This is a genomic window from Marinobacterium jannaschii DSM 6295 (assembly GCF_000620085.1).
Classification (GTDB): domain Bacteria; phylum Pseudomonadota; class Gammaproteobacteria; order Pseudomonadales; family Balneatricaceae; genus Pontibacterium; species Pontibacterium jannaschii.
This window is the reverse complement of sequence record NZ_JHVJ01000006.1, coordinates 102,365-113,590: the sequence shown is the minus strand read 5'-3', so window position 1 is coordinate 113,590 and position 11,226 is coordinate 102,365. Positions and strand designations below refer to the sequence as shown.

The following is an 11,226-nucleotide window of genomic DNA, read 5'->3' as shown; positions in this document are numbered from 1 at the left end:
AGTAAGAGTAACCCGTACCTGCCGCCCTTTGGGCGGCAGGTATCCCGCAAGAGGTGGGGACAATGACTAAACGTTTACAGAACGACTTCCAGTTCATTGACGTAACCCGCGAGGGGCCGCAGAAAATCGCGGCCGACGTGCGTAAAAATGAGTTTGCCGAGATCTACGAGCCGTTCCCGAAAGAGGAGGCTTCCGATCAGGCACACCGCTGCCTGGAGTGCGGTAACCCGTACTGCAGCTGGAAATGCCCGGTACACAACCATATCCCTAACTGGCTCAAGCTGGTGTCTGAGGGCAATATCCTGGAAGCCGTTGAGCTGAGTCATCAGACCAACTCGCTGCCAGAAGTCTGTGGCCGTGTTTGCCCGCAGGACCGTCTTTGTGAAGGCGCCTGTACCCTGAATGACGGTTTCGGAGCAGTCACCATCGGTTCGGTGGAGAAGTACATCACCGATACCGCTTTCGCCATGGGCTGGAAGCCGGACCTGTCCGATGTGCCTAAAAGCGATAAGCGTGTCGCGGTGATCGGTGCCGGACCTGCCGGCCTGGCGGCGGCGGATATCCTGGTACGTAACGGCGTGACACCGGTGGTCTTCGACCGCAATCCTGAGATCGGCGGTCTGCTGGCCTTTGGTATCCCGGAGTTCAAGCTTGAGAAAGGCGTGATGTCCCGACGCCGCGAAGTGTTCACCGAGATGGGCGTCGAGTTCCGTCTGAACACCGAAGTCGGTAAAGATATCACCATGCAGGAGCTGATCGACGAATACGATTCAGTCTTCCTGGGCATGGGGACCTACACCTATATGAAGGGTGGTTTCCCGGGTGAAGAGCTGCAGGGCGTATATGATGCACTGCCGTTCCTGATCTCCAATGTGAACCATTGCCTGGGCTTCGAGAAAGATCCTGCTGACTTTATCGACCTGAAAGGGAAGAAAGTCGTGGTGTTGGGTGGTGGTGATACGGCGATGGACTGTAACCGTACCTCTATCCGTCAGGGTGCTGATCAGGTGATCTGTGCCTACCGCCGTGATGAAGCCAACATGCCGGGTTCCAAGAACGAAGTACAGAACGCTCGTGAAGAGGGTGTGAAGTTCATGTTCAATCGTCAGCCGGTAGAGGTTGTCGGTGAAGCGGGCCAGGTGACAGGTATTAAGCTGGTGACGACCCGTATGGGTGAGCCGGATGAAAATGGCCGTCGCCGCGCCGAAGTGGTGGAAGGTTCTGAAGAGATCGTAGCCGCTGATGCAGTATTGGTTGCCTTCGGCTTCCGTCCAAGCCCGGCGCCATGGTTCGAAGAGTTTGGGATCTCTATGCATCAGGATGGCCGCGTGATTGCACCTGAAGCAAACGAGTTCCCGTACCAGACCAGCAACCCGAAAGTGTTTGCCGGTGGCGATATGGTGCGTGGCTCCGACCTGGTGGTAACAGCGATTGCTGAAGGCCGCAAAGCGGCTGAAGGTATTCTGGACTATCTGGAAGTCTGATTGCTGACTGCCTGCGTATAAAAAAACCGCCCTCGGGCGGTTTTTTTATGGCTGACAGGCGGTGGACGTTACTTGCCGCTGACACGCTTATGACTGTATATCGAGCTTCTGTGTCAGTTGGCTCAGGTGTTGTTCGCGGTACTGTTTGGGTGTCAGGCCGATTCGCTTCTTAAATACCCGGGCAAAGTAGGACTGGTCATGAAAGCCTACGGTCAGGGCGATCTCCAGTATGCTGATATTCGGGGTCTTCAGCAGGCGCTTAGCTTCATCAAGGCGGATCTTTTGCAGGTGTTCCTGAAAGGTGACGCCAAAGGCTTTCTTAAAAGTGCGGCTGAAGCGGAAGGTGCGCATACCGCAGAGTGCCGCCACCGCTTCTTCACTGATCTTTTCGCCGTAGTGCTGTTGCATATGGGAGACCGCCGGATGCAGTTCCCGCATTTCACTGCTTTCGCTGTAATAGCGGACTTCGTCCGGCAGGCGTGGAGCGTTACCCTCTATCAGGCAGCTTTCCTCCCAGTGGCTGGTCGATCTTGTTTGCTGCTGCAGCGCCTGACACTGTTTCTGTGCCAGCAGGGCGGGCACCGGCTTGAAGACAAAATCCCACACCCGTACCCGTAAGGCCCAGAGCACCAGGGGTTCGGAGTGTTGCATGCTCATCATCAGCAGAGGGATGGCCGGATAGGTCAGTCGCATCTGACGCAACAGATTCAGGCCCTGCTGATCGGGGTAATCGAAGTCAAAGCAGATGGCCGCTGGCTGGGGCGTCAGTTCCAGCAGGTCGAGCGCCGATACATTATTGCCGTGGTAGCTGATCCGGAAGTTTTCACGGTAGTAGCTGATCAGGGTGTCTGAATCGGGGGAGCTGCGCAGATCAATCCAGAGCAGTAGAGGATCTTCCATAATGTGCCCAATACGGTTGAGTATGCACTCAGAATAGTTCAATCCGTTCGGATTTCAGCAGAGGTTGTCGCTGTTTTGCAGCAACCTGTATCAATGCTGTAACAAAATGACTGAAGTTTACCGTGCCGGGTATCAAAATAGTTACAAACTCTTGCCGTCAAAGTGCCAACCCCGCCGCCTGTGAACACTATGATTAAAGACACAAAGCAACAACGTCCCCGGACACAGAGAGTAACTGGCAGGGAATGGAAGTTTAGGGGAAATTGTCAGTCTATTCAGTTGCTTAGCGGTTTCAGTATGGTGGTTGTAGTTGGGTGGTCGTGCTTGCAGGACGGCAGGGGAAGCAGTGTTGGCAGTGCACTCTCCTCTGACCGATCCTGCTTTTAAGAGCCCACTGCACTACAGGCATCAGCAGTTTTTTGCAGGCCTCAGGGCCGTTTCAGTCGGCGTGAATTGCACGCTGGCGGTGATCTCAGGGTCACCTGGATAGCATCCGAAGACTCGTAGCGTCAGGTGTTGGTTTGTTCAATATACTGACGGAAATGAGTTTATCAGCATCGGGTTGTTACCGGTCTTCGGATGCTATCTCCTCCTATTCCTACAGTATCGCAGCCCCTCGCTGGTTGCGATATCGAGACAGGAGCCGCTTGATGGCTCCTCTGCTGCCATCAACGCCGGAGCCAGGGAAACTCTCCTAATGTCCATCGTGCAGGGAACTGCGTGTTAGTCCCGTGCGGCTGTCGAACAGCCTCAGGCACTATCCCTTGGATCAGACCTGATAAAACACCGCCGAGGTTTTGTCATGGCCCGAATCAGATTTTCACTTCGTACCTGTGCCCTTGTGGCCTTGTCTTTTTCATTACTGGCGCTGTCTGCAGTGGCGTCTGCTGCGCAGTCCGGCCGTATTCAGCTGAGCCTGCATGAAAGCCAGCAGCTGAGTCTGCCGGAATCAGTCCATCAGTTGAAAATAGACAATGAATATATCGCCTCGCTGTTATCGGACCGGAGAGAGGTGTTTATCCAGGCTCGGGGGCTGGGAAAGAGTCGGCTGAGTCTGCTGGACCGTGACGGTAAACTGATCCGGCAATATCAGGTTGAGGTAACAGCCAACCTTGATGATTTGCGGGCGATGTTGAAGGCCGCTATGCCGGGAGAGAGGGTGAAGGTTGAGCAATTGCAGGACAAGCTGTTGCTGTCCGGATCGATCAGCAGCGAGCAACGCCGGGAACAGATACTGAGACTGATTGAGGGTTTCCTGCGTCCGGAGTTTCAGCACTCAGGCGGAAACTTTACCACTGTAGTGGACCAGCTGCGGCTAAGCGACAGCGCAGCGATACAGTTGCAGGTGATGATCGCAGAGATTCCGCGGCATCTGGTGTCTCAGCTGGGGGCTGATTACGTTGCCGTTGACGGGCGGGTTGCGGCTTCTGCTTCCAGTGTGCGTGCCGAAAACCGGGAGGTGCAGGATTACCACCGGCAGTTAATGCAGAACCAGATACGTGCTGAAGAAGAGAAAGGCCATATCCGTTTACTGGCGACAGCCGATCTGGACCTGCGTTCAGGTGAAGCTGTTTTCCTGCGCGCCGGGGGGACTTTTCCACTGCCTCCTTCCCAGCAGCCAGGTAGCTTGCAACAGCTGGCTGATGCACCGGATTCAGACGCATTGCTGGCATCATCGCTTCAGTATCGTCGCTTTGTACTGCGTCCGCGCTTTCTGGCTCGTTTGCAGAAAGATGATCGCATCAGCCTTCAGGCCGAGTTTGAGGTGTCCTCATTGACCGCAGATAAGGCAGCCACGGAAATCCGTAAAGCCATCAACACTGAGATCGCTCCGCTGGGGCAGGTGCGGACGGTCCTGCGCCAGGTAGATATGTTGCCGAATCAGACCATCGCCTTCAGCGGTCTGCTGGAAGAGGAGCTGGGAGCGCTGTCACAGCAGCTGCCGGGATTAATCGAATTGCCGGTGATCGGGCGTCTGTTTGGCAGTGCAGCCTACCAGCAGGGATACAGTGATCTGGTTCTGTTGGTGACTGCGAGTCTGCCGCAGCCAGAACTCCGTATCAGCCGGGCAGCGCAATCGCTGCCGCCTCAGGCAGGCACACTCTACCTGCTGGGACATGACTGGCAGCCCCGTCCCGGTGTGGATAAAGACCTGTCGCTGGCACCGCTGCCTCAGCCGGTAAGAAGGGCTGCTCTGCAGGGATCCGCCCATGGTTTTGGCCATGTGATCAACTGAACAGTGCTGGGAGTCTGTTATGTCCGGTTCAGCTAGAAAAAGACAGAGCGGCCTCTATGTCACTACCGCCGTGGTGTTGGCCGCAATGCTGGGAATGGCGACCTACACCCTGGAGGGCAGCCAGCTGATGCTGAGTCGCAGCCGGTTGCAGTTTCTGGTGGACGCTGCGGCCCTCAGTGCGGCGAAGGTGCTGCACGATACCGCCGGCAATCAGTCACTGGCGAGACGCCGCGCAATTTCGACATTTGAGAGAAACCTGCAATCTGAGGGCAATCAGACGTTGTATAAGGCCTGGCAGAGGAAAGAGCTGAGTCTGAAGGTGGACTTCTCTGATCAGCTGGCGCCGTTTTCACCGGTTTCCGCCAGCACTGCAACAGAGCGCTACTTTGTCCGCATCGCGGTACTGGAGCGATCTTCAGGGGAATGGATTTCCAGTGCCGTGGCGGGACCCTCTGCGGGGCTGGATAAGCAGGTCTGCGGTGTCTCTCCCATTCTAATCTGTGGCTGCACGCCGGGAGAGACAGGCTGCGCGAAAGACAGCTATCTGGGGCTGAATTACCAGGCTGGCAACCACGCCGCCGGTAATATTAATCGCCTGAGCAGCGCCAGGGGGCAGGCGCTGGGAGGCTACCAGTTGCTGGCACAGGCGGCCGGACATAATACCCAGGGTATCAAGCGAGCCCTGGACCAGGGTTACAACCAGTGTCTGAAAGTCGGCGATAAAGTCGAACTCTACCGTGGTGACCGGGTGCGGCCGGTTGCGGCCAGCATTGCCAATCGCTTTACCCCGCGAGGGATCACTTCAGCCTACAGTCTGCCGGATCTGGTCAGCCTGACGCGCTCTGGCTCGGCCACTGAGCTGCCTGATTTCGATTACGCCGGATATCGCCACTATACCGCCCGTTGTATGGCAGATCCTTCTCTGGCCGGCTGCAATGCACAGGGGCTGGCCGGGCGGCGCGAGATGATTATGCCGGTCGCAGCCTGTGGGGCGACTGAGGGAGCTAAGGCCGAAGCCCGTATTCTTGGCTTCGCCTGTGCCTTTCTGTTGCAACCGGTACAGCGCCAGTCAGGCCATGCCCAGCTCGATATTGAGCTGGTGAAAGGGTGTCTGGGGCAGGGTGGGAGCAGCGTTGGTTCTGCGCCCGGCCCGCAACCCAGCAGAATAGTACTTTATCTGGACGGTGATCGGGGAGGTGCAGGATGAGACAGCACAGAGGCTTTAATACATCGGGAGAAGCGCACAGACAAAGGGCCGGCAATGAGAGGGGCGGGGCGCTGCTCGACCTGATCAAAATCCTGCCGCTGATGATTCTGCTGTTTATGGTCACCGCCGAACTGGGCCGGATAGTTCTGGATATCCACAGCCTGGGTAAGGCCCAGCGCAATGCTGCCCGTTTTCTGGCATCACACACGATGGCCGGACAGGCACAGGGTATGGTTGACCGGGTTGCTGATGCTGAGGGGTATGCCTGGCAGGCGCGCAACCTGCTGGTATTCGGCAACACCGCAGGGCGGGGTAACCGGTTGTTGCCGGGGCTGTCGCCCGATCATGTTGAAATCAGTGCGCCGACCGGCGACAGCGTCCAGGTCGTCGTTGAACTGCAGTATCAGCCCAGGGTGCTTGAACTGCTGCATGTCTTTGGTATCGCTACAGATCTGAAATCCCACTATCCGATCAACAGCACCATCACCATGCCGCTGGTACAGGGGGGATAAGCATGAATCACTCAGTACAACAACCGGCATCCGGACTGCAGCTTGAACTCTGTCTCAGTGCGGTTCTGTTATCCGCCTCCCTGTTTATGGCGCTGGAGTTTGGCCGTGCATTCTATGTCTGGAATAAGCTGGACGCGCTCTCGCAGCAGGGCGCGCGGCTGGCTTCGATGTGTTCTGTCGACGCCGTCTACGCGATTCGCAATAGCACCGTTGCCCGGGCCGCTGCACTGCCCGGTCTGCAGATCGATCATATCCGTGTGCAATACCTGGACCGCCAGGGCGACCTGCTGAATGATCCGGTTCGCCGTCACAGTGACATTGGCTTTGTCAGGGTAGCGATCGAAAACTATCAGCACCCGCTGGCGCTGCCCTTTTTCGACCTGCAGATTGCGGCACCTGAATTTTCCACCATCACCACCGGTGAAAGCCTTGGCTTACATCCGCCGGGAAGTGGTGCTATCGGCTGCGCCGGGGAGGTTTCACTATGAATCCGAATCTCAACTCATTGCTGTTGCCGGAAGAGGAGCAAAGGCCGGAGCACTGTCAGATTATGATTACCGGACGGACATTGCCGCCGCTGCTTTTTCTGCAGGAATCGGTGGCGATGCTCAGTGACGTTCACAGCGGGATCCGCTTAATGCCAAAGGGCTGCGCTGACCCGTTGTTCGGTCTGGACCGGCTGCCCGACCTGCTGCTGCTTTACCTCGAAGAAGAGGCGCTGTCCGTGTTGCAGAGTATTGCGCTGCGCCCCGAGTGCCTGCGACCGGATATCATCGCGGTACTGCCGGAGCCCTGTCCTGAACTGCTGGCGGAGGCCGCGCAGTTGTCGCTGCAGAGGATACTGATCGAACCGGTCAGCCGTACCGAGCTGATCCATGAGGTTAGCCTGACGCTGGACCGGGTCCGGCAACGGGCAGGGCGGGAGTCGGCTTTGATGACCGCCTTTATTAATGCCCGGGGTGGTGCCGGTGCCAGCATGATCTCCGCCGGGATCGCCCGTGCCCTGGCTGCTGAGCATCAGCGCCAGACGATCCTGATGGATATGGACCTGCAATCCGGTTCGCTCAGCCACTATACCGGCGTAAAAGTACGTTATGGGCTGCGACAGGCACTGGAAAGTGTTGAACAGCTGGATCGCCAGACGTTGCGGGATTTTATGCCGCAGATCGATGAAAACCTGCGCCTTATCAGTGCCCGGGGACCTGAGTTGCTGCTGTGCGATGAAGTGACGTCAGAGCGCATGCAGCAGTTGCTGACACTGTTGCTGCACAGCTCAGAACATCTGGTGATCGATCTGCCACGGCATATCGACCTGCTCACATCGGTCGTACTGGAACGGGCCAATCGCATTGTCGTTGTACTGGAGCAGACACCGGAGCACCTTACTGAAGGTGTGCACCTTATCCGTATGCTGCAGGACGAACTGGATATTGCAGAAAGCCGGATCATGCTGGTGGTAAATCGTTGTCAGCATGGCGGCGGTTTCTTGCTGCATGAAATTGAACAAACGCTACCGCACTTGACGATATGTCAGATTCCCAACGATTATCAGGCTGCCCGGGACGCGCTGGCATGCAGTCAGCGCCGAGCAGAGCAGCGTGAACACAGCGATATGACTAGGGCACTTTACTTATTAGCACAGAGTATTGCGGCAGGACGGCATCTGAACTGATCAGTCTGCACCGTTTTATCTGATTGATTTAACGGTAGATTTACAAATGTAGACCAAATAGTAACGAATTTGGCAGTAAGTTCTATGAAATTTGTTCCAATACTGAAACAACGCAAAGTATCGGTTGGCAGACTAACCTCAACAGTAGTTATGGCACTGTTACTGCTTATGTTGATGGGATGTAACCTGAAACAGAGCCGCATGCCTGCACCGGTGGTACAGCCTGTTTCAATTGAGGAACAGGATGGCAACGATGTTGCGACAGCACAACAGTGGCTGCTGACCGGACAGAAGCATGAATCAGCAGATGAGAACAGATTGGCACTGATGGCCTATCTGAAGGCTTTGACCCTGAATCCGGACAACCAGGCTGCATTGCTTGCGGCCGCAGCGCAGCAGCTTGAGCTTGGTGAGCAGGGGAATGCCGCCGAACTTTATCAGCGGGCGCTCGATGCAGATCCTGCTGATGTTACCGCCCTGGTGCAGCTGGGACTGATCAATATTGCGAGGGCTCAGTTTGAATCTGCGCAGGGCTATCTGCAGCAGGCCATTGTATTGAGCCGGCAGGGATCTGTTTCTGTAGTGCACTGGTCCGGAAGCGAGCCGACGGAGAAAACGCTGACCCGTCTGCAACACCGGGCCTATAACGCCCTGGCTGTGCTGGCGGATATCTCCGGGCACTATCGGGAAGCACAGCGGTTGTACCGGAAGGCATTACGGCTGTCACCGAATGATCGTGAGGTTATTAATAACCGCGGTTATTCCCACTACCTGGCATCCCGGTGGCAGGCGGCCGAACAGAGTTATACTGAGGTATTGAAGCTCAGTCCGGATTACCCGCCTGCGTGGCGAAATCTCGGCCTGCTCTATGCCCGGCAGGGGAAGTATATGGAAGCCCTGCAAGCGCTCAGTCGTTTAATGACAGAAGCGCAGGCGTACAGCGAGTTAAGTTACATCTGTATGTTGGAAGGGAAGTATCAGCGGGCGCTTTACTTTAGCAACCGGGCCTGGCTGAACACACCAGAGCCAGATCGCTCAATGAGACAACAGCGTCTGAAAATCCTGCAACTGATGCAGAACGGTGCACTGGCCGGTAACGGTTCAGATAACAATCCGACTCCCCGGATAGGGAGCTGAGAATAATAAAGGCCCCCGGCGGGGCTACCATGTATTCCGGATGCAAGGGCGTGCAACCGAGAGCAGCAGAAGGACGTTTTCTGAGAGATAAAGGAGAGAATAAGGATGGCGCTTACTTGTGAGGAGGCAAGACCTATCCTGTATATCTGTCCTTCTTCCCAACCCTTCAACCTGTGTGAAGAGATTGAAGCTACAGGATGGCAGGTGGACACCGTTGACAGTGTTGGCCACGCACGGAGACGTCTGGAAGAAGACACCTTTTACGTTGGTTTGATTCACCTGGATGGTCTGGAGGAAGAGGAACTCTGGGAGATTGAGGAGCTGGTGGCCGCCAGCCGTATGGTGACCTGGGTGGCGCTGGTGTCTTCAGATGCCCTGGTGTCAGGCCATATCTGCCGACTGATACAGAATAACTTTGTAGATTATTACACTCTACCGATTACCGGTTGTCTCGACAGCCTGATTGCTACATTGGGCCATGCCTGGGGGATGGCCAAACTGACCCGCAAAGCCCAGAGTCAGGATCCCTACGCCTCTTACGAGATGGTGGGCAGTTCGCCGGTGATGCGTGATCTATTCACCGCCATTCGCAAGGTCGCCAGCGTCGGGGCTCCGGTGCTGATCACCGGAGAGAGTGGTACCGGTAAAGAACTGATCGCCCGGGCGGTCCATGAGCGCTCGCTACGCAGCGAAGGGGCTTTCGTCGCCGTCAACTGCGGTGCTTTACCGGATAACCTGATCCACTCTGAGCTGTTTGGCTATGAGAAAGGAGCCTTTACCGGTGCAACCCAGCGCAAGCAGGGCTGGATCGAACTGGCTTCAGGCGGCACCCTGTTTCTGGATGAGATTGGCGATTTGCCACTGGAACTTCAGGTCAACCTGCTGCGCTTCCTGCAGGAGGGGACCATTCAGCGGGTTGGGGGTACAGAGGCTATCACGGTTGATGTCCGTGTTATAGCAGCGACCCATGTCGATCTGAATAAGGCGATTGAGGAAGGACGTTACCGCGAGGATCTCTACTACCGCCTCAATGTGCTTAATCTGCAGTCGCCGCCGCTAAGGGAACGGGAGGGGGATATAGAGCTGCTGGCCCAGTTCTTCTTTAAGCACTTTGGTGGCGAAGCCGGGCGGGATATCCGTGGTTATACGCGTAAGGCGCTGGTCGCGATGAACCAGCACCTGTGGCCGGGGAATGTGCGGGAACTGATAAACCGTGTGCGACGCGCCCTGGTAATGTGTGATGGCCGGATGATATCTCCGGCTGATCTGGGGCTGGATGCCTCTCATCCGTTATGCGAGGAGATTCTGACGCTTGAAGAAGCCCGATTGCGGGCGGAAAAAAACAGTATCAGCCGGGCACTGTTTCAGGCTAAGAACAACGTTTCGGAGGCTGCACGGCAACTGGGAGTGTCGAGGGTGACTCTGTATCGCCTGATGCACAAACACGGCCTTGAGGAGAACAGTGAAGCGTCCTGAATACCGGCAATAGCAGTAATAAGTACCCCGGATTGACTCCGGGGTTTTTTATGTTTGTCTGACAGCGGTTGCTACCGGACCGGTGTCTGATCTCTGTTGCCCCGGCTATTTCAGGATGCAAAGAATGGTCTCTGGTAAACCTGCCGCACTGCAGGTCGCTATTCGGCGGCCAGCTGTTAATTACCCTGATTTACTTCTGAATCGACTGTAAAGCCCTCCAGGGCAGGCACAGGCTTTTGTCCACTATCGCTGCAGTGTGGCTAGTACGGCCTGTGATGAGACTGCAATGGCCTTTCCCAGGTCAGTTTTTCTTCCATTCTTCATACTTTCTTCTGCATCTCGCTTGCTCAGATACAAGGACTGCAAAAAGCTGATACTTCTGTTACAGCGGTACCTCAGGCTGTAAAGCGGGATTTATTACAGGCTCAATTGTGCAGCGGTTGCAAAAACCTGCATTACACAAGGTGTACAGATGACGGCCTTCAGGGTGGTGACATTTCAATTTTGTTTTCAACTGTTACACAGTTCTTATCTGTTTGAATTTAAATGACTTTATTTGGATATCAAGCTGGGTTTCAGCCCTCGTTTCAATACTGTGACAG

Annotated in this window: 9 protein-coding genes; 8 read left to right on the top strand and 1 reads right to left on the bottom strand. The window is 55.7% G+C overall.

Annotation, left to right across the window (positions count from 1 at the left end):
* The first annotated feature begins 62 nt into the window (after window positions 1–62).
* Window positions 63–1,484 carry an FAD-dependent oxidoreductase gene (locus tag Q354_RS0105435; RefSeq protein ID WP_027856723.1) on the top strand — a complete coding sequence of 474 codons (1,422 nt, stop codon included), beginning with the start codon at window positions 63–65 and terminating at the stop codon, window positions 1,482–1,484.
* 87 nt (window positions 1,485–1,571) lie between these two features.
* Here Q354_RS0105435 and Q354_RS0105430 read toward each other — a convergent pair whose 3' ends face one another.
* Window positions 1,572–2,384 (bottom strand): AraC family transcriptional regulator, encoded by an 813-nt coding sequence (locus Q354_RS0105430; protein ID WP_027856722.1) that lies wholly within the window; start codon window positions 2,382–2,384, stop codon window positions 1,572–1,574.
* Between the two features lie 802 nt (window positions 2,385–3,186).
* On the opposite strand from Q354_RS0105430, the gene Q354_RS0105425 reads away from it, so the two are divergent.
* From Q354_RS0105425 to Q354_RS0105395, 7 genes are all read left to right on the top strand, one after another.
* A complete protein-coding gene (locus tag Q354_RS0105425; RefSeq protein ID WP_027856721.1) occupies window positions 3,187–4,620 on the top strand; it encodes a pilus assembly protein N-terminal domain-containing protein in 1,434 nt (477 codons plus the stop codon).
* Window positions 4,621–4,639: 19 nt separating this feature from the next.
* The gene (locus Q354_RS0105420) at window positions 4,640–5,827 is read left to right on the top strand and encodes a TadE/TadG family type IV pilus assembly protein (RefSeq protein ID WP_156948229.1); all 1,188 of its coding nucleotides are present in this window, start codon (window positions 4,640–4,642) and stop codon (window positions 5,825–5,827) included.
* The gene (locus Q354_RS0105415) at window positions 5,824–6,339 is read left to right on the top strand and encodes a TadE/TadG family type IV pilus assembly protein (protein ID WP_027856719.1); all 516 of its coding nucleotides are present in this window, start codon (window positions 5,824–5,826) and stop codon (window positions 6,337–6,339) included. The genes Q354_RS0105420 and Q354_RS0105415 overlap by 4 nt, the downstream gene beginning before the upstream one ends.
* 2 nt (window positions 6,340–6,341) lie before the next feature.
* Window positions 6,342–6,827: a TadE/TadG family type IV pilus assembly protein gene (locus Q354_RS0105410; RefSeq protein WP_027856718.1), complete on the top strand. Its 486-nt coding sequence runs from the start codon at window positions 6,342–6,344 to the stop codon at window positions 6,825–6,827.
* Window positions 6,824–8,011 (top strand): AAA family ATPase, encoded by a 1,188-nt coding sequence (locus Q354_RS0105405; protein ID WP_027856717.1) that lies wholly within the window; start codon window positions 6,824–6,826, stop codon window positions 8,009–8,011. Before Q354_RS0105410 ends, Q354_RS0105405 begins: the two co-directional genes overlap by 4 nt.
* A 150-nt stretch (window positions 8,012–8,161) precedes the next feature.
* The gene (locus Q354_RS0105400) at window positions 8,162–9,148 is read left to right on the top strand and encodes a tetratricopeptide repeat protein (protein ID WP_027856716.1); all 987 of its coding nucleotides are present in this window, start codon (window positions 8,162–8,164) and stop codon (window positions 9,146–9,148) included.
* Window positions 9,149–9,253: 105 nt separating this feature from the next.
* Complete coding sequence (locus tag Q354_RS0105395) at window positions 9,254–10,624, top strand: sigma-54 dependent transcriptional regulator (protein ID WP_036228636.1); 1,371 nt, start codon at window positions 9,254–9,256, stop codon at window positions 10,622–10,624.
* Window positions 10,625–11,226: the final 602 nt, after the last annotated feature.